Origin of the sequence: Pseudomonas delhiensis, assembly GCF_900187975.1 — a bacterium.
In the GTDB taxonomy this organism is placed as follows: Bacteria; Pseudomonadota; Gammaproteobacteria; order Pseudomonadales; family Pseudomonadaceae; genus Pseudomonas; species Pseudomonas delhiensis.
In genome coordinates this window covers 32,892-57,781 of record NZ_FZPC01000027.1, presented here as the reverse complement: position 1 = coordinate 57,781, position 24,890 = coordinate 32,892, and the positions used below count along the sequence as shown (strand labels likewise).

Genomic DNA, 24,890 nt, shown 5'->3' with positions numbered 1-24,890 from the left:
GTGGCGATGGGCGGCTCAGCGCGCCGCGGCGACGGCCGGCGCGCCCGGCACCGCGGCCTGCACGGCCTTTTCCTCGCGCGGCGTGCCTTCGGGCACCCAGCTGTAGTCCACAGGCAGGGCGCGGTACACCCAGTTGCTTACCGCATCGCCCAGCGGCGCCTTGCCGAAGTAGGGGCTGACGTATTCCCAGACGATCTCGCCCGCCGGGGTGACCTGGAAGAAGCGGCCGTTCTGCCCCTCGTCGATCAGCGTGTTGCCGTTGGGCAGGCGCCGGGCGCTGCTGATGAACGAGCTGAAGAAGGCCCAGCCCGGCTGCTTCGAGCTTTCCGCGGTGTACTGCCAGACGATCTCATTCTTCAGCGGGTCGATCTCCAGCACCCGCGAGCCGGAGATCACCCCGCGCTGCACCGAGGGGTAGCCGGCGTCGCCCTGGTTGTCGAACACCAGCAGGTGGCCGGCGCCCGGCAGGCCCTCGGGGATGAGATGGGCGTCGTGCTGGCCGCTGATCTGGTCCACCGGGCGCGGCAGCTTCTGCGCGTTGCGCGGGTCGATCGGCGGCAGGTTCGGGCCCAGGCGCCAGGCCACCTTGCCGCTGGCCTTGTCGATGATGGCGATGAAGTTGGCGTTGCGCGAATCGAACAGCAGGTTGTCCGGGGCGAAGCGCTTGTCGCCGGCGGCGTACCAGCGGTTCGGGCCCAGCGGCGCGAGGTTGTTGATGTGCAGGTAGTCGGGGTTCTTGGTGCCGTGCACCAGCTTGAGCTGCTCGGCGCTGAAGCCGAACTCGTGCAGGTGCTCGGAGGCGGTCCAGCTCCAGGCCACCTTGCCTTGCGGGGTGACCTCGTAGATCACGTCGTCGATCACCTCCGGCACCTCGAAGCCCTTCACCGCATGCACGCGGTTGGCCAGCACAAGGGTGTTGCCGTTGGGCAGCCGGCGCAGGTCGTGGTGCTGGCGGGCGGCGCCGCCGGGGGCCTGGTCGCCCCATTGCCAGACGGTCTTGCCGGCCCAGTCCAGCTCGCCCACGGCCTGGTTGTGCAGGCCGTTGCCGGCCGAGGACAGCTTGCCGGGGTCGGCCAGGTCGGCGGTCTGCAGCAGCACGTGGCCGCGCTCGCCATTGGCCAGCTTCGGGTCGAGGATGGCCGAGGGGAAGCCGGGGCGGTCCCAGCGCTTCACCTCGTTGCCGTTCATGTCGATCAGGTGCGTCCGGTTGTCGGCGCCGCTGAAGATCACGTACTGGTTGAAGGCCTTCTGCGGGTCGTAGCGCGTCACCCCGGTGGGGAACACGCTGGGCGCGGCGCTGACGGCGGTGGCCAGCAGCGAGGCGGAGAAGGCGAGCAGGGCGGTGGCGCGGGTGTGCTTCATGGCAGTGTTCCTGGCGGTCAGAAGTCGTAGCGGGCGGTCACGCCCAGGGTGCGCGGGGTGCCCAGCACGCCGGCGTAACCGCCGTTGGCCGAGTTCCACAGGCTGGTGTAGTAGGTCTTGTCGAAGGCGTTCTTCAGCCACAGCGACAGGTCCCAGCGGCCGTCGCCGTAGTCGCCGCGCAGGCCCAGCGCGGTGTTGACGATGGCGTAGCTGGGGATCTGCCCGTAGTCGGAGTCGTCGATGGTGCCCACCGCCTTGGAGCGGAAGGCGTAGCTGGCGGTGACGTAGGGCTCCAGGTTGTTTTCCAGGCGCCACTTGTATTCGCCGTTGGCGTTGAAGATGTACTTGGAGGCGCCCACCACCTGGTGGCCGCTGAGGTCGCAGGAGGCCGGCGCGCCGGCCTGGAAGCCGACTTCCGGCGGGCAGGGGGCGTTCTTGTACGACAGGTAGCGCACGTCGTTGTAGGAGCCGTTGAGGTTCAGCGTCAGCCCGCGGACGGGCAGGGCGGTGGCCTCGAACTCCACCCCGCGCGAGCGCACGTCGCCGGCGTTGGTCAGGTAGGAGGTGCGGGTGGCCTCGTCGTAGGCGTTGGCCTGGTAGCCGTGGACCACGGTGGCGAACAGGTTGGCGTTGAGGATCAGGCGATGGTCGAACAGCGTGCTCTTGATCCCCAGCTCGGCGTCGTTGGCCCGCTCGCTGCCCACCAGCAGGGAGTCGGCGCCGGCGGTGGGGGCGCTGGCCACGGTCAGGTTCACCCCGCCGGACTTCTCGCCGTGGGACAGCGAGGCGTAGCCCATCAGGTTGTCCGTGAAGTGGTAGTTCAGGCTGAGCAGGCCCGAGGGCGAGAAGCTGTACACCGAAAGGTCGCCGGAATCGTAGGCGCCGGCCCGGCCGTTGCGCGCAGCCAGGGCGGCGCCGCTGACGGCGGCCCCGCCCAGTGGCGCATCGCGGCCGACCGAGGCGGATTTCTCCTCGTAGGTGCCGCGCAGGCCGGCGGTGAAGTCCAGGCGGTCGGTCAGGTGCCAGGTGCCCTGGGCGAACAGCGCATAGCTGTCGGTGTCGATGTGCCCGTCGCCCAGGCTGGTGACGTTGGCCAGCGCGCCGGTGGCGGTGCCATTCCAGATGTCCGCCTGCGGGCCGTAGAGGTTGAAGGAGTGGTTGTCCAGGTCCTGGCCGAAGTAGTAGGCGCCCAGCACGTAGTCGAAGAAGCCGCCGGTGGGCGAGGCCAGGCGCAGCTCCTGCGACCACTGCTTGTCGCGCACCGAGACGCCGGCGTTGTAGGCCGCGGCCACGTTCAGGCCGTCGTCGTTGCGCGGGGTGAAGTCCCACCAGCGGTAGGCGCTGATGGAGGTCAGGGTGAAGTCGTTGGCCAGCTTCCAGTTGGCCTCCAGCGAAGTGCCGCCCTGGAACACGGTGACGCGCTGGGCGGCGTCGAAGTTGACCTTGCGGTCGTCGCCGTACACCAGGCTGGCGCCGGCGGCGCGGGCGCGCTGCTCGTAGCGGTTGACGCCATTGATGGCCGGCCCGGTGCTGAACAGGGTGAGGATGCCGTTGCTGGAGTTCTCTTCGTTGTAGTCGCCGATCCAGCGCAGGCTGAAGTCCTCGTCGGGCTTGTACAGCAGCTGGCCGCGGAAGCCCTGGCGGGCGCCGCCGTTGAGGGTGTTGCCGTCGAAGACGTTCTTCACGTAGCCGTCGTCGCGGGTGCGGTAGGCCGAGAAGCGCCCGGCCAGCTCGTCGGTGAGCGGCCCGGAAACCGTGGCCTTGCCCTGGAAGTAGCCGTCCTCGCCGCCGGACACCTCGACGCTGCGCTCGGGGGTGAAGCTGGGCAGGCGGGTGGAGATGTTGATCACCCCGGCGGTGGTGTTCTTGCCGAACAGCGTGCCCTGGGGCCCGCGCAGCACCTCCAGCTGCTCGATGTCCAGCAGGTCGAAGGAGGCCATGCCGGGGCGGCCCAGGTAGACGTTGTCCAGGTACAGCCCGACGCTGCCTTCCAGGCCGTCGCTGGCCGGGTTGTTGCCCAGGCCGCGGATGGACACGCTGGACTGCCGCGCGTGGACGTAGGCGACGTTGGTGCTGGGCACCAGCTGCTGCAGGTCCTGCACGCGGTAGATGCGCTGGCTTTCCAGGGGCTCGCCGCCGAGCACGCTCATGGCGGTGGGCACGTCCTGGGAGTTTTCCTCGCGGCGCCGCGAGGTCACGGTGACGGTGCCCAGGGTGCTGGCTTCGCCCTGGGCCTGGGCTTGGGTGGCGGCGTCCTGCGGGGTGGCTTCCTCGGCGTGCAAGGCGCCCATGGCCAGGCTGCCGGAGGCCAGCAGGATGGACAGCGGCAACAGCCGGCGGCGGAAGCGGGGCGCGGAATCTCGGTGGTGCATGGGATGGTCCTGGAGAAGAGGTCGTGTCGCGCAGGACCGGCTCGTCGGCCTGCAATCTTTTTATTCCGTATCGATCTTTATTTATGTATTTCGATTTATTTACGGAATAAGAGATTGCCTTTATAAGAAGGCCGTCCACCTTCGGACAATTGCATTTGCCCAATATTTTTTATGTAGAAAATGCATATAGACCTTCGCCAGCTCCGCCACTTCATCGCCCTTGCCGAGCACCGCAGCTTCGTCGCCGCGGCCGACGCCGTGTGCCTGTCGCAATCGGCCTTCAGCCGCAGCATCCAGGCCCTGGAGCACAGCGCCGGCTGCCGCCTGGTGGACCGCGCGAGCAAGGAACTCAACCCCACCAAGCAGGGCCTGATCGTGCTGGAACACGCGCGCCGGCTGGTCAGCGGCGCGCACAAGCTGGCCAACGAGATCGCCCTGTTCAACGGCCTGGAGGCGGGCGAGCTGCGCTTCGGCGCGGGGCCGGCACCGGCGGCCTGGCTGGTGCCGCGGGCCATAGCCGCGTTCAACGGCCGCTACCCCAAGGCGCGGGTGGCCTTCCAGGTGGAGCACTGGCAGGTGCTGGGCAAGCGCCTGCAGGGCGAGGACTTCGAGTTCTTCGTCGCCGACACCCGTCACTTCGAGGCCAACCCCGAGTACCGCACCCTGCGCCTGAAGCCACGCAAGTGGCACTTCTGCTGCCGCCCCGGCCACCCGCTGGCCGGCCGCGGCACGGTGAGCGCGGCGGAACTGCTCAGCTACCCCATCGCCACCAACCTCAGCCCGCCGAACCTGCGCAAGGTGCTGGTGGACCTCAGCGGCCGCCCGGACTTCCGCCCGGACATCGAGTGCGAGAACGGCCATGGCCTGAACGCCGTGGTGCTGGCCTCCAACGCCATCGGCATCGCCAGCGGCCTGGGCCAGGGCGTCGGTGAGCCGCTGGTGGCGCTGACGGTGGCGGAGCTGCCGGAGGACCTGGAGGAACTGCATACGCGCTACGGCATCGTGTACCGCGCGGGCTACAGCCTGTCGCCGCTGGCCGAGGCGATGATCGGGGAGCTGCAGCGGATCGACGAGGAGACGGTGTAGGGGCAACTGTCTTGCTGCTCTTCGTAGGAGCGAGCTTGCTCGTGAACAGAGTTCACCGGGAGTTGTGGGTGCTGGGGAGAGGGAGCGGAGTAAAACCAATACGCCATAACCGCCGGTGAACTCCATTCGCGAGCAAGCTCGCTCCCACACCACGACCCCATTGCATTCCCTGCATGCAAATCTTGCTGCAAATGCGTTTGTCACCCGGCCCGGCAGCCGGCGAAATGGTGGCTCCATCCGTCATGCCGAACGCCCCATGAGCCAGCCCCAGCCCATCCGCAACGTCCTCTACATCATGTGCGACCAGCTGCGTCGCGATTACCTGTCCTGCTACGGCCACCCGCACCTGCACACGCCGAACATCGACCGCCTGGCCGCCGAGGGCGTGCGTTTCGCCCGGGCCTACACCCAGGGCACCATCTGCGGGCCCTCGCGCATGTCTTCGTACACCGGGCGCTACGTCAGCAGCCACCAGGTGAGCTGGAACGCCGTGCCGCTGCCGCTGGAGGAACTGACCCTGGGCGACTACCTGCGCCCGGCCGGCATCCGCACCGCGCTGGTGGGCAAGACCCACGCCACCGCCAACCTCGAAGGCATGCAGGCGCTGGGCGTGGACCCGCAGAGCGAGCGTGGCCTGCAACTGGCCGAGGCCGGTTTCGAGCCCTACGACCGCAACGACGGCATCTACCCCGACGGCGAACTGTTCGCCGACAAGCGTGAAAGCGCGCCCTACACCCACTACCTGCGCAACCTCGGCTATACCGGCGACAACCCCTGGCACGACTGGGCCAATGCCGCCGAGGGTGCCAACGGCGAGCTGCTCAGCGGCTGGCAGATGCGCAACGCCGGGCTGCCCACGCGCCTGCCGGAGCAGCACAGCGAGACCGTCTACACCACCGGCCGCGCCATCGACTTCATGCGCGAGCAGGGCGAGCGGCCCTGGTGCCTGCACCTGTCGTACATCAAGCCGCACTGGCCCTATATCGCACCCGCCCCCTACCATGCGCTGTACGGCCCCGAGCATGTGCAGCCGGTACTGCGCGCGGCGCCGGGCGAGGAGAGCCGGCACCCGGTGTACCAGGCCTTCCAGCAGCACCAGGAGAGCCTGAACTTCTCCCGCCCGGAGGTGCGCAACACCGTGATCCCCACCTACATGGGGCTCATCAGGCAGATCGACGACCAGCTCGGCCGGCTGTTCGACCACATGCAGGGCAGCGGCCGCTGGGACGACACCCTGATCGTCTTCACCAGCGACCATGGCGACTACCTGGGCGACCATGGCCTGGGCGAGAAGGAGTTCCTGCTGGAGCCGGCGGTGGGCGTGCCGCTGCTGGTTCGCGACCCGCGCGCCGCCGCCGATGCCACGCGGGGCACGGTGGAGCAGACGCTGGTGCAGTCCATCGACGTGCTGCCGACCCTGCTCGACGCCTTCGCCGTGCCGGGCGCGGCGCACCGCGTCGAGGGCCGCTCGCTGCTGCCGCTGCTGCATGGCCACCGGCCGGCGGACTGGCGCGAATACGCCATCGCCGAATACGACTACGCCTTCCAGGCCCCGGCCCGCGAGCGCCTGGGTCGGCCCATCGACGCCTGCCGCATGTACATGGTGCGCAGCGAGCGCTGGAAGTACCTGGCCTACGATGGCTTCCGCCCGCAGCTGTTCGACCTGCAGGCGGACCCGGGCGAACTGCGCGACCTGGGCGCCGACCCGGCCCATGCGGAGGTCCGCGAGCAGCACCAGGCCTACCTGTTCCAGTGGCTGCGCGGCCTGAAGCGGCGCACCACCATCAGCAACGAGGAGATCGACCTGCGCGGCCAGGCCTTCCGCTACGGCGAGCCGGAGGGCGGCAAGCTGGTGCGCATCGGCGAGTGGTAGCGGCTCAACCCAGCTGGCGCAGGTAGCTCCAGGGGTAGATGCCGCGCTCGTGGCCGTCGTCGAACACCAGCTGCACGCCGTAGCCCTGCGGGTTCACGGCGCTCAGCCCGACCTCGGCGCCGACCAGCGCGATGCGCCCCTGCAGGCGCGCCGCGCGGCACTGCGAGCAGGGGCAGGCGCCGCGCAGGCGGGCGAAGGCGATGCGCTGCACCTCGCCGTCGCCCCAGTCGATGCGCAGTTCGCGCCCGGCGCTGGAGCGGTGCAGGGCACGGGGCGCGTTCATGCCGGCGCGCCCAGTTGGGTGAGGGCGATGCGCACGGCCTTGCGCACTTCCGGGTCGCCGTCGGCCTGGGCCTGTTGCAGGGCGGGCAGGGCGCGGATGTCGCCGAGTTCGCCGAGGGCCAGCGCGGCTTCCTTGCGCAGGTTGCTGATGGCGTGGCCGAGCAGTGCCTGCAGCGCTTCGCGGGCGGCCTGGTAGCGCAGGTTGCCGAGGGCGCGGGCGGCGCGCAGGCGCACCTGCCAGAAGTCGTCCTGCAGCGCCTGCAGCAAGGCCTCGCCGGCTTCCTGCAGGCCCAGCTTGCCAAGGGTGCCGGCGGCTTCCTCGCGGACCTTCCAGGCCTTGTCGTTCAGCGCGGCGCGCAGGGCCGGCAGCACGCTGGCGTCGCTGGCCAGGCCGAGGGCGCCGGCGGCGGCGCGGCGCACTTCGCTGTCGGCATCGTCGCTGGCCAGGGCGGCCAGGCGCGGCAGGGCCTCGATGCGCTTGAGCCAGCCGAGGATGCCCACCGCCTCGCGGCGCACGCCGGCGTCGGCATCGTCCAGCGCGGCCAGGGCCGGCGCCACGCTTTCGTCCAGGCGCAGTTCGCGCAGGGCACGCAGGGCGCTGCGGCGGACGAAGGTGTCGGCGTGGGCGGCCCAGGGCAGCAGCAGGCGCCCGGCGTCGGCGGTCTTGAGTTCGCTGAGGCTTTGCGCGGCGGCTTCGCGCACGCTTTCGTCGCTGTCGGCCAGGGCCTGGCACAGGGCCTGGACCACGTCGGGTTCCTCCCAGGCTTCCAGCAGCCGCGCGGCTTCGGCGCGCACGGCGGCGGCCGGATCAATGGCCAGGGCCTGGGCCAGCCAGGGCAGGGCCTCGGGCTCCTCCAGGTCGGCCAGGTCGATGAGCGCGATGCGGCGCACGCCGGGGTCGGCGTGCTGCAGGCGCGGTTGCAGGTCGAGGATGTCGGGGTTGTCGGTTATCAAGTCAGTCATATGGCGAATCGCGGTCTTGTCTGTTCGTTGATCGGCAGGCCCAGGGGCGTGAGGCGCGGCAGCTGGCGGCCGTCCTCGTGGCGCAGCAGTTCCAGGCAGTGGCGTTTCAGGCGGGCGAACCCGGCGCTGGTCAGCAGGTCGGCGTGGCGCGGGCGCGGGCGCGGGAAGTCCAGGCGGATTTCCTCGAGGATGCGCCCCGGGCGCGGGCTCATGACCAGGATGCGGTCGGCGAGGAACAGCGCCTCGTCGATGTCGTGGGTGATGAACAGCACGCTGGTGCGCAGGCGCGTCCAGATGTCCAGCAGCAGCGCCTGCATCATCATCCGCGTCTGCGCGTCGAGGGCGCCGAAGGGTTCGTCCATCAGCAGCAGGCGCGGCTGGTTGATCAGCACCCGGGCGATCTCCACCCGCTGCTGCATGCCGCCGGAAAGCTGCGACGGCCAGCGCTGGGCGAAGCCTTCCAGGCCGACCAGCTGGAGCATTTCCTCGGCCCGCGCGTGGCGTTCGGCGCGGGGCACGCCGCGCATCTTCAGGCCGAAGGCGACGTTGTCGCGCACCCGCCGCCAGGGCAGCAGGGTGTGGTGCTGGAACACCATGCCGCGCTGCGGCGAGGGGCCGCTCACCGGCTGGCCGTCGACTTCCAGGCTGCCGCCGCTGGGGCGCAGGTGCCCGGCCAGGGCGCCGAGCAGGGTGGACTTGCCGCAGCCGGAGGGGCCGAGCACGCAGACGAATTCTCCGGGCTCGATGCTGAAACCGAGGGAGTGCACCGCCTCGAAGGCGTCGCGGCCGCTGCCCAGGTGGATCGACAGGTTCTCCACCCGCACGTGCCCGGCGGGGAGGTTCTCCGGCAGGCTCATGGCTTGCCTCCGGCCTGGCGCTGCCAGGGCGTGGCCAGGGCGCCGAACTGGCGCACCAGCAGGCTGCTGGCCATGCCGAGCACGCCGATCAGCAGCATGCCGACAACGATGTCGGGGTAGTTCTGCAAGGTGTAGGACTCCCAGGTGTAGTAGCCGATGCCCCATTGCCCGGAGATCATCTCGGCGGTCACCAGGCAGAACCAGGAGGTGCCCATGCCGATGGCAAGGCCCGTGACTATGCTCGGCAGGGCGCCGGGCAGCACCACCTCGCGCAGCAGCGCCAGGCGCCCGGCGCCGAGGCTGCGGGCCGAAGCGAGCAGGCGCGGGTCCACCGCCTCGACACCGTGGATGGTGTTGAGCAGGATCGGGAACAGCGCGCCGGTGAAGGTGATGAAGATCATCGACAGCTCGGAGCTGGGGAACATCAGGATCGCCAGCGGGATCCACGCCACCGCCGGGATCGGCCGCAGCACTTCCAGCGGCGGCAGCAGGCTGTCGCGGGCCCAGCGGCCGCGGCCAATGGCCAGGCCCAGGAGCACGCCGGCGACGGCCGCCAGCAGGTAGCCGGCCAGCACCCGCGCCAGGCTCGCGCCCAGGTGCCGGCCGAGCTTGCTGGACTGCGTCAGTTGCCAGGCCGCGTCGATCACCTCGCGCGGGCCGGGGACGTTGGCGAAGGTGACGATGCCCAGGTTCAGGTGGCGCGCGCTGGCCAGCTGCCAGAGCGCCACGCAGAGCAGCAGCGAGGCCAGGCGCAGGCTCCAGCGGGACAGGGTTGTGAGGTTCATTTTCGTGGCTCCGCAAGGGCCCGGCGCGCAGGGCGCCGGGCGTGGATGTCAGCGGCTGGCCAGCGCTTGCTGGCTGGCGCCGGCGAAGTCGCGCACCTCGCCGCCGTTGCTCTGCGCGTAGCGTTCGGCCTGTTCCTTGAGCAGGAAGGCGTCCAGCGCGCCGTCCTTGCCCTGGACGAACCAGGCCTGGCTGGCCAGCAGCTTGATGCCGTTGTCGCTGGCCTGGGCGTAGACCGCGCGGATGTCCTTGCCCTGCTGCTTGAGCTTGGCCAGCTCACCCAGGGCTTCCCGGGCCGAGGCGTAGCTGCGTACCCTGGGCTCGCCGCGCACCCAGATCTGCGCGACGTGGCGCGCATCGTCGATGGTCTTGCCGGTCAGCGCGTCCTTCGCGGTCAGCGGCTGCTGGGCGTAGTTCTTCAGCGCGGCCTCGTAGTCGGCGCCGGCGGCCTTGAAGGCGGCGCGGATGTAGCGGTCGTCGACGAACTGCTCGACGTTCAGCCCGCGGTCGGCCTTCTTCAGCAGCTTCAGGGTGTCGATGGCGGTGGCCACCGCCTGGCGGTACTCCGGCTTCCAGGTCAGGTCGCGGGTCTGCAGGCCGAGCGGGCCGTGGAACAGGTAGTTCACCTCGGCGGGGATGCCGGCGACCTTCTCGATCAGTTCGCTGTACTTCTCCGGTTCCGCGGCCAGCAGCTGGTTGGCCTCGTAGGTGGCGCGCAGGTAGGCCTCGACGATCTCCGGGTACTTCTGCGCGTAGTCCGCCTCCACCAGCGCGCCGTGGAAGGTCGGCGCCTTGGCCTGGGAGCCGTCGTAGATCTTGCGGGCGATGCCGCGGCTCTCGAACAGCTCGGCGAAGGGCACGAAGTCGGCGTGGGCGGCGATCTTCCCGGCCTGCAGGGCGGAGCCGGCGACTTCCGGCGGCTGCGCGATGATGGTCACGTCCTTGTCCGGGTCCCAGCCCTGGGCGGCGATGGCGCGCAGCAGCAGGCCGTGGGCGGTGGAGGCGAAGGGCACGGAAATGGTCTGGCCCTTGAGTTCGGCCAGCGACTGCACCCTGGACGAGGCCGGCACTACGATGCCGTTGCCGCTGCCCTCGATGCTGCCGGAAAGCACGCTGATGAACAGGCTGCGCTTGCCGGCCGCCTCATGAGCCACGCCGTTGAGCGAGCCGGGGAAGTCGGCCATGGCGCCGAAGTCCAGCTTGTCGGCGACCATCTCGTTGGTCAGCGGGGCGCCGCTGGTGAAGTTCTTCCACTGGATGTCGTACTGCGCGTCCTTGTACTTGCCGTCGTGGGGCAGGTACTTGGGCAGCAGGTTCAGCTCGCGGACCAGCAGGCCGCCGGCGGCGCAGTTGATGGTGGTGTCCTGGGTGCCGATGGCGACGCGGATGGTCTCGGCATGTGCCGAAAGGCTGGCGATGGCCAGCGCGAGGCCGGCCAGGGTGGTGCGCAAGGTCATGGGTGTTCCCCTCGAATCATGAGTGTTGGAATCGTCTCCGCCGCCGGTGTGCGGTGGGAAACGAGGGGCGGTGCATCAGGCGTCCGGTGGCGTGTCCGGTTGTCGTTGTGGGTGTAGGAGCGCGCCCTGCGCGCGAATCGCGGGCAGGGCCCGCTCCTACAGGAAGCTGTCGTAGCCAAGGCACTGGGCTCCCGCGTTCGCGGGAGTGACGGATAAGGTTCGGTGTTTGAACCGTCATCCCCGCGAACGCGGGGAACCAGCGACTTCAGCAGCTCAACGCAGCAGGTAGGGGATTTCCACCTTCACCGCGCCGGTCGGGCAGTCCTTCTCGCAGGGCATGCAGTACCAGCATTCGTCGAAGGCCATGTAGGCCTTCCGGGTGGCCGGGTTGATCGCCAGCAGGTCCATCGGGCAGACCTCGACGCAGACGGTGCAGCCCTTGTCGGCGATGCACTTGTCCTCGTCCACGGTCACCGGGGCGCTGGAGCGGAAGAAGATTTCCTGGGGCTGGTGGGGCATGGCACGGCTACCTCGTGGTTCGGTTGTGCCCGCTCTCATGGCGGCGGGCTCGGTGTTTCGTAGGGCGCATAACGCCCCGGGCGTTATCCGCCGTCGTTGTCGGGCACCGGTATTCCGGCCGGCGGCGGATAACCGCGAACGGTTATTCGCCCTACGCGGCGTCGCTCCTGACGCGCAACCGCTCGTAGGCCTTCTGCTCCACGTCGTCGAGGGCGATCAGGTACGGCTCCACCGGCTTCTTGAAACTGGTCATGGCACCGCTCTCGTCCTTCTTCAGGTGCGTGTGGCAGAACCATTCGGCGTCGTTGCGCTGCGGGTAGTCCACGCGGTGGTGGTACAGGCCCCAGCGGCTCTCGGTGCGGAACAGCGAGGCGCGCGCGGCCATCTCGGCGCAGTCGCGGATCACGCTGACTTCCATGGCGCGCATCAGCTCGTGGGCGTTGTTCGCCTTCAGCTGCTCCAGGTCGTGGCCGATCTCGGCGAAGCGCTGCAGGCCGATCTCCATCTTCTTCGTCACCTTCGGCGGCTGCAGGTAGTCGTTGACCATGCGCCGCAGCTTGTACTCCACCTGCGCCGGCGGCAGGCCGTGCTCGCGCCCGAGCGGGGCGAAGACGCGTTCGCGCTCGCGCTCCACCTGGGCGCGGTCGACTGCGCTGAAGTCGCGCTCGGCCACGTACTGCGCGGCGTTCCGCCCGGCGAACCAGCCATAGGTGAAGGCGCCGAGCATGTAGTTGTGCGGCACCGCGGCCATGTCGCCGGCGGCGTACAGGCCCTGGACGCTGGTCTCGGCCTTCTCGTTGACCCACACGCCCGAGGCCGAGTGGCCGGAACAGAAGCCGATCTCGGAGATGTGCATCTCCACCATCTGGCTGCGGTAGTCGGTGCCGCGGTTGGCGTGGAACTGGCCGCGGCTGGGGCGCTCGTTGCCGTGGAGGATTTCCTCGATGGTCTGGATGGTTTCCTCGGCCAGGTGGTCCAGCTTGAGGAACACCGGGCCGTTGCCGCCCTCCAGCTCCTGGTGGAACTCCCACATCATCTGCCCGCTCCAGTAGTCGCACTCGATGAAGCGCTCGCCCTTGGCGTTGGCGGTGTAGCCGCCCAGCGGGCCGGTGACGTAGGCGCAGGCCGGGCCGTTGTAGTCCTTGATCAGCGGGTTGATCTGGAAGCATTCCAGGTTCGCCAGCTCCGCCCCGGCGTGGTAGGCCATGGCGTAGCCGTCGCCGGCGTTGGTCGGGTTCTCGTAGGTGCCCATCAGGTAGCCGGAGGCGGGCAGGCCCAGGCGCCCGGCGGCGCCGCAGGCGAGGATCACCGCCTTGGCGCGGATCACCTGGAACTGCGCCGTGCGGCAGTCGAAGCCGAGCACGCCGTTGACCGCGCCCTCGGCGTCGGTGAGCAGGCGGGTGGCCACCAGGCGGTTGGTGATCTCCACCCGCGCGCGCTTGAGCTGGCGGTAGAGCACCTTCTTGATGTCGTGGCCCTCGGGCATCGGCAGCACGTAGGCGCCCATGTGGTGGACCTTCTTCACCGCGTAGTCGCCGACCTCGTCCTTCTCGAACTTCACGCCCCAGCGGTCGAGCTGCTCGATGGTCTCGAAGCTGTGGGTGGCATAGGCGTAGACGGCGGCCTGGTTGACGATGCCGTCGTTGGCCACGGTGATTTCCTTGGTGTACTGCTCGGGCGTGGCGTGGCCGGGGATGACGGCATTGTTCAGGCCGTCCATGCCCATGCTGATGGCGCCGCTGCGCTTGACGTTGGCCTTGTCCACCAGCAGCACGCGCAGCTCGCGGTTGGCTTCCTTGGCCTTGATCGCCGCCATGGGACCGGCGGTGCCGCCGCCGATGACGACGATGTCGTAGGCGCTTTCCTTGTCTTCGGGAAGGTCGATGTGGCTCATGCTCGGGGGCCCTTGTGGCGGTCGATGCGCAGGCGGTACTGGAAGGCGTCGCCGCGGTAGTAGAGGTGTTCATAGTCCAGCGGCTGGCCGTCGGCGGTGTGGGTGAGGCGCTCGATGCGCATCACCGGCGAGCCTTCCTCCACCTCCAGGGCGGCGGCCAGCTCGGCGTCGGCGAGGATGGCGTCGATGGCCAGGTCGGCGTGGCCCAGGGGCTGCGCGCAGTCGTTCTCGAGGATGAGGAAGATGTCGCGGGTCACCAGGTCGGCCTTCTCCAGGCGGCGGCCGAGGGCCTCGGGCAGGTAGGTGACCTCCAGCGACACCAGCTCGCGGTTGACCAGGCGCGCACGCTTGATCTGCGCGACCGTGTCGCCCTCGGCCACCTGCAGGCGCGCGGCCACCTGGGCGTCGGCCGGCACGAAGCGGAAGCTGCGCAGGCGGTTGATCACCTCGTAGCCGCGCTGGCCCATGGACTCGGCCAGGCCCTGCAGGGTGCTGACGTTCTGGAACGCCTTGGGCTTGGCTACGAAGGTGCCCTTGCCGTGGATCTTGAAGATCAGCCCTTCCTTCTGCAGGTCGCCCAGGGCCTGGCGCACGGTGATGCGGCTGACGGCGTACGCCTTGCCCAGCTCGGCCTCGGAGGGCATGCGGCTGAGGGGCGGGTAGGTGCCGTCGAGGATGCGCGTGCGCAGCAGTTCCTTGAGCTGGCTGTACAGGGGGATGGGGGAGAGGGGGAGCAGTTCGGTCATGGCTATGACTTGTTATGACGAGTTGTGGGGCGACTATAGGGGAATAAGAATCCGGGTGGGAAAGATCGGATTTGCATATGGATATGCGCGGACATGGGGGGAGTCCGCTCCTACGAGGGGAGAATGCCATGCCTTCCTGCCGCCTGTAGGAGCGGGCCCTGCCCGCGAATCGCGCGCAGGGCGCGCTCCTACATGTGAATGGCATGGGTGGGGTGGGCGATACCCATCACCATGGCTACGGTTGAGTACGGTCGTAGGAGCCACTGTCTATTGGCTTCCAGCGTTCGCGGGAACCCCGCAAAACATGGGGGCTTGGTGTAGCGCGCCGCTCCGAGTGCGTTGATGTCTCTTGTTTCGCCCCCTCGGGCGAGTCCCTTTTGTCAGTCGCCACAAAAGGAACCAAAAAGGCTTGCCCCGCATACGGGCCCGATAAAGCCGGGCTACCCTCACGAATTCCCCCGCCACGGAGGCCCGCCCCGAGGGTACGTCCCTGTAGCCCATCGGGGCTCTCGCGACATCCATGTCGCATGACCTCCTGAGCGCCGGTTTCGCTCGGCCTCCTGAAGGGGCGTTCCGGTGCGCTTGGATGTTTCTCTGGAAATCCAAAATCAAGAGCGACACGGCTCTTCGTAGGATCGAGGGGGACGCCTAGTTCTTGCTCGCGAACCCCGTAGTCACTGGGTTATTCCCCTTCGGGCCAGCGCAAGCGCTGTTCGCGATGGAGCCGCGTCCCGCGTTCGCGGGAATGACGGGGTGGGGTTAGGTGTTTTCAGGATGACTCAGGATTCTCTCCCCGCTCAGGACAGCCCCCTCTCCCGCTTTGCGGGAGAGGGTTGGGGAGAGGGCGCTTTTGAACCCAACGCCTACGTCACCTGGAAACACGATTGTAGGAGCGGACTCCGTCCGCGATCATCCATCCCACGATTCCCATGCCCAACCATTCGCCAGGCGAATACGAATGACGCCATGCGCCACCCTTGCTAGCGTCCCGACAAAAGCCCGGAGACTCGCCATGCAGCCCCTCGAACGACGCACCCTGCCGGTCAACGGCATCCACCTGTGCGTGCACATCGCCGGCCCGGAGGCGGGCCGCCCGGTCTGGCTGCTGCACGGCTTCCCCGAGTGCTGGCACTCCTGGCGCGCCCAGATACCGGCCCTGGTGCGGGCCGGCTATCGCGTGCACGTGCCGGAGATGCGCGGCTACGGCCGCAGCGACGCGCCCGAGCCGATCGAGGCCTATGACCTGCAGAGCCTCTGCGGCGACATCCTCGGCGCCATGGACGCCCTCGGCCAGGCCCGCGCGGCGGTGGTTGGCCACGACTGGGGCGCCCTGGTGGCCTGGCACCTGGCCCTGTTCGCGCCGCAGCGGGTAGAGGCCCTGGCCACGCTGTCGGTGCCCTATGCCGGGCGGCCGAAGCGGCCGGCCACGCAGATACTGCGCGAGGTCTTCGCCGGGCGCTTCAACTACATCCTCTACTTCCAGCAGCCGGGCCTGGCCGAGGCCGAGCTGGACGCCGATATCGAGCGCAGCCTGCGCCTGTTCTTCCGCGACGCCGGCGAGGGCGACCCCTTCCTCCAGGACAAGCCCGCCGACGCGCGGCTGTTCGACGGCCTGCCGACGCCGCGGGCGCTGCCGGCCTGGTGCAGCGAGGCGGACCTGGCGCACTACATCGAGACCTTCGCCAGCCGCGGTTTCCGCGGGGCGCTCAACTGGTACCGCAACTTCGAGCGCAACTGGCGCTTCAGCGAGCCCCTGGCCGGCCAACTGGTCAAGCCGCCGACGCTGTTCCTGGTGGGCGACCGCGACCCGGTGGCGAGCCTGGAGGCCTATACCCTGAAGCGCATGCCCGAGGTGGTGCCGGCCCTGGAGCAGCACCGCCTGCAAGGCTGCGGCCACTGGATCCAGAACGAGCGCCCGGCCGAGGTGAATGCCTTGCTGCTGGACTTCCTCGGCCGTCACTACCCGGCCTGATCAGGCCGCCGCGGCGGGCGCCCGCGCGCCTTCCGGCCAGGCCGCCACCAGCACCAGCAGGGCGCCGACCAGCAGGTATGGCAGGCGCGGCTCCAGGCCGTAGAGCAGGCTGCCGGCCAGCGGGCCGAGCACCACCCCAAGGCCCTGGGCGGCGCCCATGGAGCCGGCGGTGGAGCCTTGCTCGTCGGCATTCACCGCATTGGCCGCCAGCGCCGAGAAGGCCGGGAACACCCAGCCCATGCCCGCCGCGGCGACGAAGAAGGCCAGCCACAGCTGCCAGGCCTGCAGCGCCAGGCAGGTGCCGGCGAAGCCGATGCCGGCCACCAGCGCGCCGACGCGGATCAGCCGCTGCGGCGCCCAGTCCAGGCGGCGCACCAGCAGCTGCGCGAGGATCAGTGCCACGCCCACGGTGGTCAGCGCCACCCCGGCGGCCTGGGCCGCTTCGCCCGGCGCCAGGCCCAGGCGGTCGAGGGCGAAGAAGCCCACGGTGATCTGTGCCACCGCCACGCAGAACATGGCGACGAAGGCCACCAGCATCGGCCGGCGCAGGCGCGCATCGCCGAGGCGGATGCTCTGCGCCACGCGTTGCAGGTGGTGCTCCTGGCGCTGCAGGCGGGCGTAGAGCACGCCAAAGCCCAGCAACGGCAGCACGCTCATGGCGTACAGCGGCAGGCTCAGGCTGTGCCGGGCGAGCAGGGCGGCGATGGCCGGGCCCAGCACCATGCCTACGGCATTGGCCGCGCCCAGGCTGGCCAGGGCGGCGGCGCGCTGCCGCGGCGGGTAGTTGTCGGCGATCAGCGCCTGCCCGGCGGCTGGCAGCGCAGCATAGAAGGCGCCCACCGCACCACGCCCGAGCAGCAGGCCGAGGAACGACAGCGCGGCGACGGGCTGCAGGCGCAGCGCGGTATCGACGAAGACCGCCAGCAGCACGTAGGACAAAGTCACCCCGGCGCTGCCCAGCAGCAGGACGCGCCGCCGCCCCACACGGTCGCTGGCATTGCCCCAGGGCCGCGCCAGCAGCAGCCAGAGCACGCCGGACACGGTGACCGCGGCCCCGGCCTGCCAGGCCTGCAGGCCGAGCACCCGGGCGATGGGGCCGACCAGCGAGACGAAGGCCATCATCGCCATGGTCCCGGCCATGGTGGAGAACAGCAACGGGCGAAGGTCGAAGGACGTCTCGGCGGTGGCGGGGACGGCGTCGGGGGTTTCGGACATGGGGGCTCCTGGGTAGTGGGAAGTGGGTTCAAGGGCGCAGGCGCCCCTCGACCAGCAGCAGGCCGCGCTCGCGCACCCGCTCGACGCTGCCGCGCACACCGTACACCTCGCGCAGCAGGCGTGCGTCTATCACCTCGGCGGGCGCTCCGGCGGCGGCCAACCCGCCCTGGTGCAGGACCAGCACCCGGTCGGCGCAGGCCAGGGCCAGGTTGATGTCGTGCACCACCATCAGGCTGATCAGCCCGCGCGTCCGGGTGGCCTCGACTATCGCTTCGGCCACCTGGCACTGATGGTACAGGTCCAGGGCGCTGGTGGGCTCGTCCAGCAACAACACCCGAGGGCGCCGCACCAGGGCCTGGGCCAGGCCGACCAGTTGGCGCTGGCCGCCGGACAGGGCGTCGATGGGGCGGTCGGCGAGCGTCGTTAGGTCCAGCGCCGCCAGCGCCTGCTCGATGCCGCGCAGGGTTTCCGCGTCGGGGTGCCCGCCGTCCAGCAGCGACAGGCTGCGCCCGGCCATGGCCGCCGCCAGCACCGCTTCGAAGGCGCACAGGCGGGTGCGCTCCGGCAGGCTCTGCGGCAGGTAGACCACCTGCCGCGCGCGCTCGGCCAGGGGCAGGCGGCCGAGGTCGGCATTGTCCAGCAGTACCCGCCCGGCGATTGGCTGCAGGCCGGCGATGCCGCGTAGCAGTGTGGACTTGCCGGCGCCGTTGGGGCCGATGAGGGCGGTCAGGCTGCCCGGCTGCAACGCCGGCAGGTCCAGCTCGCGAAGAATGCGCCGGGCGCCGTAGCCCATGCTCAGCCGTTCGATGTGCAGGCCGTTCACCGGATACCTCCACGCTGGCGCAGGACGATGGCCATGAAGAAGGGAATGCCCACCAGGGCCGTGACTATGCCCACCGGCACCAGCACGCCCGGCACCAGGGTCTTGCTGGCCAGCGACGACAGCGACAGGATCAGCGCGCCGGCCAGGGCACTGGCGGGGATGAACAGGCGGTGGTCCTCGCCCACCAGCAGCCGCGCGATGTGCGGCGCCACCAGGCCGATGAAGCCGATGGTGCCGACGAAGGACACCGCCAGCGCCGCCAGCAGGCTGATGCGCAGCAGGCTGAAGAGGCGCAGGCGGCCGACGTCCACGCCGAAGCTGCGGGCGCGCTCCTCGCCCAGGCTCAGGGCGGTCAGCGCCCAGCTCTGGCGCAGGGCGAAGGGCAGGCACAGCAGCAGCGCCAGGGCCATGGCCGCGAGCTTCGCCCAACTGGCCCGGGCCAGGCTGCCGAGGCTCCAGAACACCAGTTGCTGCAGGCTGTCCTGGCTGGCGACGAACTGCAGCAGCGCCACCAGGGCATTGAAGGCGAACACCAGGGCGATGCCGAACAGCACCAGGCTCTCCACGCCGAACCCGCGCCAGCGCGCCAGGGCATAGAGCAGCGCCACCGAGGCGAGGGCGAAGACGAAGGCGTTGGCCGAGATCAGGTACTGCGCCGGTACGCCCGGAATGCCCAGTTGCAGCACGATGGCCAGGGCCGCGCCGAACGAGGCCGCCGCCGACACGCCGAGGGTGAAGGGACTGGCCAGCGGGTTGTCGAGCACTGTCTGCATCTCCGCGCCGGCCAGCGCCAGGCTGGCGCCGACCAGCACCGCCATGAGCGCATAGGGCAGGCGCACCGACCAGACGATCACCGCTTCCACCCTGGGCACCGCGTCGGGGCTCCAGAGAATCTGCAGCAGGCGCGACAACTCCAGCGCCGAGGGGCCGCTGGCGACGTCCAGGGCCAGGCTGGCGAGCAGCGCCAGGCCCAGGCCCAGCAGCGCCAGGCGGCGGCGGGCGAAGCGCCGCCGGTAGCCGGCCGCGGCGCCTTCGTGGGAAAGCGACAGGCTCATGGCTGCAGGCTGACGGTGAACACGCCGCCGGCCGGGATCGGCATGAAGCGCCGGTACAGCTCCTCGCGGGTGCGCTCGGGGTCGAGGTCGGCGAACAGTTCCGGGTGCAGCCACTTGGCCAGGGCCTGGGCGGCGACCAGGTGTTCCGGCGAGTCGTAGAAGATGTGCCACATGGCGTGCACGTGGCCCTCGCGCACCGCGCGCAACTCGTTCAGCGGCGGGCGCCTGGCGATCTGCGCCAGGCTGTCGCGGGCCTGTTCGGAGGTGGCGGTATAGCCGAGGGTGACGCCGCCGCGGCCGGCGCCGAATACCCCGGTGGCCACGTACTGCTCGGGGTCGCTGGCGAGGATGTATTCCGGGTTGAGGGTGCCGATGGCGCCGGGGATGCGCCCGGCGCCGATGTTCTGCCCGCCGGCCAGCTCGATCAGTTCGCCGAAGTTGCCGCGTCCGGGCGAGCCGCAGCAGTCCTGCAGGCCGGCGAGCATGTCGATGAACAGCTTCGGGCGCTCGAGCTCGCCGCGCGCCTCGGCCGCGGCCAGGGGCTGGCGCACGGCGTCGATGGCCTGCTGGTAGAAGGCGATGAACGCCTCGGCGCGCTGCTGCCGGCCCAGGGCTTCGCCGAGCAGGCGGATGCTCGGCACGGTGTTGAGCAGCGGATGCTCGCTGAAGTCGACGAACAGCACCGCCACCCCGGCCGCCTCCAGCTGGCCCACGGCCTCGCTGCCGGGGCCCGGGCCGTGGCCGCCGCTGAGCGCCAGCAGCACCAGGTCCGGGTGCACGGCCAGGGCCTTCTCGACGCTGAAGGTATCGGCCGAGGTGCCGCCCACCAGCGGCACCTGGTCCGCCTGCGGGAAGCGCGCGCGGTAGGCCGCGTAGCCCTGCACGTCGAGGCCGCGGAAGTCGCCCTGCCAGCCGGCTATGCGGGCGAAGGGGTCCGCACCCTCGAGTAGCGACAGCGAGTAGATCATGCGGCCTTCGCCAAGCAGCACGCGCTTGACCTGGGCCGGCACCTCGACCTTGCGTCCGGCGAGGTCGGTGAGGGTGGCCGCCAGGGCCGGCGCGCACAGGAGCAACAGCAGCAGGCCACGGCAGGCCTGTTTCAGGAGGCTAATCATGGGATGGGTTTCCTTGCGTGGAGGGAAGGGCCTGGCGCGCCGGGCGGCGGCGCCACCACAGCAGCAGGCCGGTGAGGTACAGCACGGGCAGGGCGAGCCCGGCGAGGAAGGCGACGGCCATGCCCGCGATGCCGAGGCCCAGCCGCCCGTGCAGGGCCGAAAGCAGCGGCTTGGCTGGCGCAGCGCCGGCGAGCCCGGGCGGCAGCGCCAGCCAGGCACCGGTAAGGGCGATCAGCAGCAGCGGCAGGTACAGCCAGGCGGCGCAGAGGTTGTGCCATTCCCGCAGCCTCCGCGTGCCCCGGCTGCCACGCCGCAGGCTGGCCGCCGCCCACCAGTTGCGCCGCCCCGGCCACCACAGGTACAGGCCGCTGAGCAACGACAGGCAGAGCACGCCGCCACACAGCACCAGCAGCGGCGAGCCGACCGCAGGTGGCAGCAGCAGGCTGCGGTGCAGCGCGACCCCCTTGGCCAGCCACAGGTCGTCGAAGACGAAGAAGGCCCGCGGCTCGCCGTCGTAAGGGTCGAGCATGGCCACCGCGGTGCCCGGGCGGTCGACCAGGGTGCCGAAGACCAGGGCGTTGTCGCTGGTCAGGAAACCCTGGCGCGGCGCCGCGCTGCCCAGCACGCGGGCGAAGCGCGGGTAGGCCCGCCGCGCCCGCTCGCGCAATGCCGCGTCGTCAAGGGCAGTGGCGCTGGCGGCGTGGGGCTTGGCGCTGAGCGCGGCCGCGCCCAGCTCCCAGCGCAGGATGGGGCCGCGCAGCTCCAGCATCGCACCGCTGGCGCCCAGCAGCGCCAGCGGCAGGCCGAACAGCAGCGCCAGCCAGCGGTGCAGGGCCAGCCAGGCACGCCGCCGGCCGGCCCTGGTCGATACCCGCGGATCTGCCATCGGCGGCCTACCAGCGGTAGCTCAGGCTGGCGATCAGGCTGCGGTCCTCGCCGACGGTGCAACTGCTCGTGCTGCAGCCGTTGTAGTAGTGCTTGTCGGTGAGGTTGCTGGCATTGAGCGATAGGCGCAGCCCATCGGCCTCGCGGAACAGCCGACCCAGTTCGTAGTGCACCGCGGCGTCGAGCAACGTGTAGGAGGGCACCGTGATGGTATTGGCCGCGTCCGCCTCGGTGCGCCCGAGGTAGCGCACCCCGGCGCCGAAGCCCAGGCCCGCCAGGGGGCCGTCGGGCTGGGTGTAGTCCAGCCACAGCGAGGCCATCTTGCGTGGCGTGTTGGTCGGCCGGTGGCCCTTTTCCACGGGGTTGTTGCTTCTGGTCACCTCGGCGTCGTTGTAGGTGGCGCTGCCGATCAGGTCCAGGCCGCGGGCCAGGCTGGCCTTGCCTTCCAGTTCCAGGCCACGCACCCGCACCTCGCCGGTCTGCACCTGGTTGAGGTTGTTGTCGGGGTCGGTGGTCAGCACGTTCTCCTGGGTCAGTTCGTAGGCCGCCAGGGTGATGAAGCTGTCGTAGCCCTTGGGCTGGTACTTCACGCCCACTTCCGACTGCTTGGCGGTCAGCGGCTTGTAGGCGTTGCCGTAGAAGTCGGTCCCCAGATAGGGATTGAACGAGGTGGAGTAGCTGACGTAGGGCGCCAGGCCGTTATCGGCCAGGTAGACCAGGCCGGCGCGGTAGGTGAACTTCTCGTCGCGCTGCTTGCTGCCGCTGTCCGCCAGGCGGTTGTCGGTGCGTGCGCTGGAGCTGTCCTGGCGGCCGCCGAGGCTGAGCACCCAGCGGTCGTCGAAGGTGAACTGCTGCTGGGCGTAGACGCCGACCTGGTCGGCGCGTTGCTGGGTCTGCGCCATGGGCTGGTCGGCGGGGCCGAAACCCTGGCCGTACACCGGGTTGAAGATGTCGATGGACGCAGCCTTGCCGGCGCGCAGGTAGTAGTCCTCGCGGGTGCGCCGGTAGTCCAGGCCCAGCAGCGAGGTCATCTGGGTGTCGCCGATGTTCCAGCGTGCCTGGGCGTTGTTGTCCAGGGCGTAGACGTCGCCGATGATGCGGAAGCGGTAGGCGCTGCGCATCAGGGTGCGCTGGTCGGCGGCCAGGCCCATGCCGCTGGCGGTGTTGGTGAGCAGGTTGACATGGCTGTAGCGGGCGCTGGAGTGCAGGCTCCAGACGTCGTTCAGGCGGTGGTCCAGCAGGTAGCCGAGGGCGTACTGGGTGCGGTGGTTGTCCAGCCCCGGCTCGTCGAGGAACTGGTTGTGCTTGATCTTGCCGTTGGGGTTGGGCAGCAGGCTGCCGCGCAGCGGCACGAACACCCGCGGGGCGCCGAACTCGTCCTCGGCGTACTCGGCCAGCACGGTCAGGTCGGTGTCCTCGTTGGGGCGCCAGGTGAAGGCCGGGGCGACGAAGGTCTTGCGGTCGACGATGTGGTCGGTCTGGGTGTCGCTGTCGCGGCCCAGGCCGGTGAGCCGGTAGAGGAACTTGCCTTCGTCGTCCAGCGGGCCGCTGAAGTCGAACTGGCCCTGGCGTCGGTCGTGGTTGCCGCCGATCACCTCCACCTCATGGAAAGGCTGGTCCAGCGGGCGCTTGCTCACCTGGTTGACCACCCCGCCCGGGGCGTTCTGCCCGTAGAGCACCGAGGCCGGACCCTTGAGCACCTCGACGCGCTCCAGGCCGTAGGGCTCGACCTTCGGCCAGGCCTGGCTGGTGGTGCCGCGCAGGCCGTCGCGCAGCATGCCGGTGCTGGAAACGTCGAAGCCGCGGATCTTGATCGAGTCGAAGCGCTGCGAGGCGGCGCCGGTGGTGTCCTGCACGCCGGCGGTGTAGCGCAGTGCCTCGGCCACCGACTGCGCCTTCTGTTCGTCCATCTCCTTGCGCGTGACCACCGACAGCGCCTGCGGCACCTCGCGGATCGGCGTATCGGTCTTGGTGCCGCTGAGGCTGCGCCGGGCCACCACGCCGGGCACCGGACCCACGGGGTTCTCGCCGCTGCCGAGGACGGTGCTGCTGTCCAGCGAGAGCACGTCCTGTTCCGGGCGCTCGTCGCCCTCGGCCAGGGCCTGGCCCGGCAGGCTCGCCAGGCCGACGCCCAGGGCCAGGGCGTGGATCGCCCCGGCCAGGCGCAGGCCGCGGGGGAGGAGGTGGGAGGGTAGGTTTCGGGGGCCGAACTGCCGGGGGCCGGTTGCCATGATTCGCTCCATGCTGAGAGGGGTTCAAAAATGCGAATGCGAACTTATCTCAACAAGCATCCGTGGCACCGGGGGAAAACATTGGATTGCGCGACCATTTCTTTCGATTGGGAAAAACGGCGGAACCCCTGCCGCCTGGAGCGTTCAGCGCAGCTCGCGGGGCGACACCCCGAAGCGCTTGCGGAAGGCGATGGAGAAGTGCGCCGGGCTGTAGCCGACGCGGTAGGCAGCGCTGGACACGTTGCTCTCGCCGCTGGCCAGCAGGCGATAGGCCTCGCTCAGGCGGACCTCCTGCAGGTAGGCGTAGACGCTGCTGCCGAACAGCTGGCGGAAGCCCTCGGTGAGCTTGCGTGCGTTGAGCCCCACCTGGCGCGCCAGCGCGGCCAGCGAGGGGGAATGCTGCAGGTCGCGGCACAGCAGTTCGCGGGCGGCCTGCACCCGCTCCAGGTCGGCGGAGTTCAGGCGCGTCCCGGCGCTGGCCGGCCCCTGGTCGGCCAGCAGGTCCTCCAGGCCCAGGGCGGTCAGTTCCAGTGCCTTGCCGCCCAGGTAGAAGGCCCGCGACGGCCCGTGCAGCGGGCAGGTGACGATCTGCCGCGCCAGGGCCAGCAGCGAGCGCGAGGCGGGCCGGCAGAACAGCACCGGGCCGTCGTCGTGGCGCTGCCGGAACAGGCGGTCGGGCTCCAGGCCGACGCTGCGGATCGCCGGGAAGTCCAGTTGCACCGTGGCATAGCGTACCGGCACGCCGCTGGCGAACAGGTGGTCGCCACAGAACTCGCCCTGGTTGGCCACCGCGCACAGGGTGGGGCCGCGGATCTCCACCGGGGGCTGGCCCTCGATGCGGCAGTCGAGGCGGCCGCTGAGCACCAGGATCAGCTTCAGGCCCTTCCATAGCGGCTCCTGCATCCAGGCCTGGCTCTGCATCACCACGGTGCCGGCGGACAGGGTGATGTCCGCCGCCCCGCCCGCCAGGGCGGCGCCGCAACCGGGCACGCTGAGGGTGAAGTCGTTGGGCACGCTGCGCAGCGTAGCCTTGCTGCTGGACATCCTTCTCTCCTTGCCTGGCGGATGGAGGCCCCAGGCTAGCACGGCAAAGTCGATCAATGAATGAGAATTATTATTGTTTGTGCCGGGCCAGGCTGTCATGTACCGACCCGTGGGCCTTGCGCGTGCCCTGACGGCAGGCGTGGGTTCCACGATCCAAAGAAAAAGGCGCGGGATCGAAGGTGGTGGTCCTTGCCGCTGCCGGATCTCCGGGATATTGATAATCACTCGCAACAATCGGAGAGGGACCTCCCCCGCAGCATTGCCCGGGTGCGCCCGGCGCACCGAGGCGGCACGCCTTGCCGCCATCCATACCCCGCAGACGCCTGTACGGCCTTCCCCGCAAGGTCGCAGGCCCG

The 24,890-nt window shown here is 69.9% G+C and carries 20 protein-coding genes; 3 read left to right on the top strand and 17 right to left on the bottom strand.

Features of this window, described 5'->3' with window-relative positions; genetic code table 11:
* Positions 1–15: 15 nt before the first annotated feature.
* Positions 16–1,362: an aryl-sulfate sulfotransferase gene (locus tag CHC02_RS22865; protein WP_089393703.1), complete on the bottom strand. Its 1,347-nt coding sequence runs from the start codon at positions 1,360–1,362 to the stop codon at positions 16–18.
* Positions 1,363–1,379: 17 nt separating this feature from the next.
* Entirely contained in the window at positions 1,380–3,734 is a 2,355-nt protein-coding gene (locus tag CHC02_RS22860) for a TonB-dependent receptor (protein ID WP_089393702.1), read from the bottom strand.
* Positions 3,735–3,914: 180 nt separating this feature from the next.
* Between CHC02_RS22860 and CHC02_RS22855 the strand changes: the two genes are divergently transcribed.
* Both CHC02_RS22855 and CHC02_RS22850 read left to right on the top strand, forming a co-directional pair.
* Positions 3,915–4,820, top strand: a complete 906-nt coding sequence (locus tag CHC02_RS22855) for a LysR family transcriptional regulator (protein WP_089393701.1) — start codon at positions 3,915–3,917, stop codon at positions 4,818–4,820.
* Positions 4,821–5,076: 256 nt separating this feature from the next.
* Entirely contained in the window at positions 5,077–6,693 is a 1,617-nt protein-coding gene (locus CHC02_RS22850) for an alkaline phosphatase family protein (protein WP_089393700.1), read from the top strand.
* A gap of 4 nt (positions 6,694–6,697) precedes the next feature.
* Here the strand turns inward: CHC02_RS22850 and CHC02_RS22845 are convergent, their stop codons facing one another.
* From CHC02_RS22845 to CHC02_RS22810, 8 genes are all read right to left on the bottom strand, one after another.
* Positions 6,698–6,976, bottom strand: coding sequence for a gamma-butyrobetaine hydroxylase-like domain-containing protein (locus CHC02_RS22845; RefSeq protein WP_089393699.1), 279 nt, complete (start codon positions 6,974–6,976; stop codon positions 6,698–6,700).
* Positions 6,973–7,938 (bottom strand): HEAT repeat domain-containing protein, encoded by a 966-nt coding sequence (locus CHC02_RS22840; RefSeq protein WP_089393698.1) that lies wholly within the window; start codon positions 7,936–7,938, stop codon positions 6,973–6,975. Before CHC02_RS22840 ends, CHC02_RS22845 begins: the two co-directional genes overlap by 4 nt.
* Entirely contained in the window at positions 7,935–8,795 is an 861-nt protein-coding gene (locus CHC02_RS22835) for an ABC transporter ATP-binding protein (RefSeq protein ID WP_089393697.1), read from the bottom strand. Before CHC02_RS22835 ends, CHC02_RS22840 begins: the two co-directional genes overlap by 4 nt.
* Entirely contained in the window at positions 8,792–9,580 is a 789-nt protein-coding gene (locus CHC02_RS22830; RefSeq protein WP_089393696.1) for an ABC transporter permease, read from the bottom strand. Before CHC02_RS22830 ends, CHC02_RS22835 begins: the two co-directional genes overlap by 4 nt.
* A gap of 48 nt (positions 9,581–9,628) precedes the next feature.
* A complete protein-coding gene (locus CHC02_RS22825; protein ID WP_089393695.1) occupies positions 9,629–11,035 on the bottom strand; it encodes an ABC transporter substrate-binding protein in 1,407 nt (468 codons plus the stop codon).
* 273 nt (positions 11,036–11,308) lie between these two features.
* Positions 11,309–11,554 carry a 4Fe-4S dicluster domain-containing protein gene (locus CHC02_RS22820; protein WP_089393694.1) on the bottom strand — a complete coding sequence of 82 codons (246 nt, stop codon included), beginning with the start codon at positions 11,552–11,554 and terminating at the stop codon, positions 11,309–11,311.
* Positions 11,555–11,705: 151 nt separating this feature from the next.
* Positions 11,706–13,448 (bottom strand): fumarate reductase/succinate dehydrogenase flavoprotein subunit, encoded by a 1,743-nt coding sequence (locus tag CHC02_RS22815; protein WP_089393693.1) that lies wholly within the window; start codon positions 13,446–13,448, stop codon positions 11,706–11,708.
* A complete protein-coding gene (locus tag CHC02_RS22810) occupies positions 13,445–14,194 on the bottom strand; it encodes a GntR family transcriptional regulator (protein ID WP_089393692.1) in 750 nt (249 codons plus the stop codon). The genes CHC02_RS22815 and CHC02_RS22810 overlap by 4 nt, the downstream gene beginning before the upstream one ends.
* 1,012 nt (positions 14,195–15,206) lie before the next feature.
* On the opposite strand from CHC02_RS22810, the gene CHC02_RS22805 reads away from it, so the two are divergent.
* Positions 15,207–16,166: an alpha/beta fold hydrolase gene (locus CHC02_RS22805; protein ID WP_089393691.1), complete on the top strand. Its 960-nt coding sequence runs from the start codon at positions 15,207–15,209 to the stop codon at positions 16,164–16,166.
* Here CHC02_RS22805 and CHC02_RS22800 read toward each other — a convergent pair whose 3' ends face one another.
* The 7 genes from CHC02_RS22800 to CHC02_RS22770 all read right to left on the bottom strand — a co-directional run bounded on the left by CHC02_RS22800 (position 16,167) and on the right by CHC02_RS22770 (position 24,534).
* Positions 16,167–17,381 (bottom strand): MFS transporter, encoded by a 1,215-nt coding sequence (locus tag CHC02_RS22800; RefSeq protein ID WP_089393690.1) that lies wholly within the window; start codon positions 17,379–17,381, stop codon positions 16,167–16,169.
* Between the two features lie 28 nt (positions 17,382–17,409).
* Complete coding sequence (locus tag CHC02_RS22795; protein ID WP_089393750.1) at positions 17,410–18,174, bottom strand: ABC transporter ATP-binding protein; 765 nt, start codon at positions 18,172–18,174, stop codon at positions 17,410–17,412.
* A 26-nt stretch (positions 18,175–18,200) separates the two neighbouring features.
* A complete protein-coding gene (locus tag CHC02_RS22790) occupies positions 18,201–19,259 on the bottom strand; it encodes a FecCD family ABC transporter permease (RefSeq protein WP_089393689.1) in 1,059 nt (352 codons plus the stop codon).
* Positions 19,256–20,374 (bottom strand): ABC transporter substrate-binding protein, encoded by a 1,119-nt coding sequence (locus CHC02_RS22785; protein WP_089393688.1) that lies wholly within the window; start codon positions 20,372–20,374, stop codon positions 19,256–19,258. Before CHC02_RS22785 ends, CHC02_RS22790 begins: the two co-directional genes overlap by 4 nt.
* Positions 20,367–21,260 carry a PepSY-associated TM helix domain-containing protein gene (locus CHC02_RS22780; protein WP_089393687.1) on the bottom strand — a complete coding sequence of 298 codons (894 nt, stop codon included), beginning with the start codon at positions 21,258–21,260 and terminating at the stop codon, positions 20,367–20,369. Before CHC02_RS22780 ends, CHC02_RS22785 begins: the two co-directional genes overlap by 8 nt.
* Positions 21,261–21,267: 7 nt before the next feature.
* Positions 21,268–23,490: a TonB-dependent siderophore receptor gene (locus CHC02_RS22775; protein ID WP_244160872.1), complete on the bottom strand. Its 2,223-nt coding sequence runs from the start codon at positions 23,488–23,490 to the stop codon at positions 21,268–21,270.
* Positions 23,491–23,634: 144 nt separating this feature from the next.
* Positions 23,635–24,534: a helix-turn-helix domain-containing protein gene (locus tag CHC02_RS22770; RefSeq protein WP_089393685.1), complete on the bottom strand. Its 900-nt coding sequence runs from the start codon at positions 24,532–24,534 to the stop codon at positions 23,635–23,637.
* Positions 24,535–24,890 lie beyond the last annotated feature (356 nt).

Bases quoted from the DNA above. Each gene is read 5' to 3' on its own strand.
- CHC02_RS22865 (WP_089393703.1), bottom strand. From the start codon at position 1,362: ATGAAGCACACCCGCGCCACCGCCCTGCTCGCCTTCTCCGCCTCGCTG.
- CHC02_RS22860 (WP_089393702.1), bottom strand. From the start codon at position 3,734: ATGCACCACCGAGATTCCGCGCCCCGCTTCCGCCGCCGGCTGTTGCCG.
- CHC02_RS22855 (WP_089393701.1), top strand. From the start codon at position 3,915: ATGCATATAGACCTTCGCCAGCTCCGCCACTTCATCGCCCTTGCCGAG.
- CHC02_RS22850 (WP_089393700.1), top strand. From the start codon at position 5,077: ATGAGCCAGCCCCAGCCCATCCGCAACGTCCTCTACATCATGTGCGAC.
- CHC02_RS22845 (WP_089393699.1), bottom strand. From the start codon at position 6,976: ATGAACGCGCCCCGTGCCCTGCACCGCTCCAGCGCCGGGCGCGAACTG.
- CHC02_RS22840 (WP_089393698.1), bottom strand. From the start codon at position 7,938: ATGACTGACTTGATAACCGACAACCCCGACATCCTCGACCTGCAACCG.
- CHC02_RS22835 (WP_089393697.1), bottom strand. From the start codon at position 8,795: ATGAGCCTGCCGGAGAACCTCCCCGCCGGGCACGTGCGGGTGGAGAAC.
- CHC02_RS22830 (WP_089393696.1), bottom strand. From the start codon at position 9,580: ATGAACCTCACAACCCTGTCCCGCTGGAGCCTGCGCCTGGCCTCGCTG.
- CHC02_RS22825 (WP_089393695.1), bottom strand. From the start codon at position 11,035: ATGACCTTGCGCACCACCCTGGCCGGCCTCGCGCTGGCCATCGCCAGC.
- CHC02_RS22820 (WP_089393694.1), bottom strand. From the start codon at position 11,554: ATGCCCCACCAGCCCCAGGAAATCTTCTTCCGCTCCAGCGCCCCGGTG.
- CHC02_RS22815 (WP_089393693.1), bottom strand. From the start codon at position 13,448: ATGAGCCACATCGACCTTCCCGAAGACAAGGAAAGCGCCTACGACATC.
- CHC02_RS22810 (WP_089393692.1), bottom strand. From the start codon at position 14,194: ATGACCGAACTGCTCCCCCTCTCCCCCATCCCCCTGTACAGCCAGCTC.
- CHC02_RS22805 (WP_089393691.1), top strand. From the start codon at position 15,207: ATGCAGCCCCTCGAACGACGCACCCTGCCGGTCAACGGCATCCACCTG.
- CHC02_RS22800 (WP_089393690.1), bottom strand. From the start codon at position 17,381: ATGTCCGAAACCCCCGACGCCGTCCCCGCCACCGCCGAGACGTCCTTC.
- CHC02_RS22795 (WP_089393750.1), bottom strand. From the start codon at position 18,174: ATGGGCTACGGCGCCCGGCGCATTCTTCGCGAGCTGGACCTGCCGGCG.
- CHC02_RS22790 (WP_089393689.1), bottom strand. From the start codon at position 19,259: ATGAGCCTGTCGCTTTCCCACGAAGGCGCCGCGGCCGGCTACCGGCGG.
- CHC02_RS22785 (WP_089393688.1), bottom strand. From the start codon at position 20,374: ATGATTAGCCTCCTGAAACAGGCCTGCCGTGGCCTGCTGCTGTTGCTC.
- CHC02_RS22780 (WP_089393687.1), bottom strand. From the start codon at position 21,260: ATGGCAGATCCGCGGGTATCGACCAGGGCCGGCCGGCGGCGTGCCTGG.
- CHC02_RS22775 (WP_244160872.1), bottom strand. From the start codon at position 23,490: ATGGCAACCGGCCCCCGGCAGTTCGGCCCCCGAAACCTACCCTCCCAC.
- CHC02_RS22770 (WP_089393685.1), bottom strand. From the start codon at position 24,534: ATGTCCAGCAGCAAGGCTACGCTGCGCAGCGTGCCCAACGACTTCACC.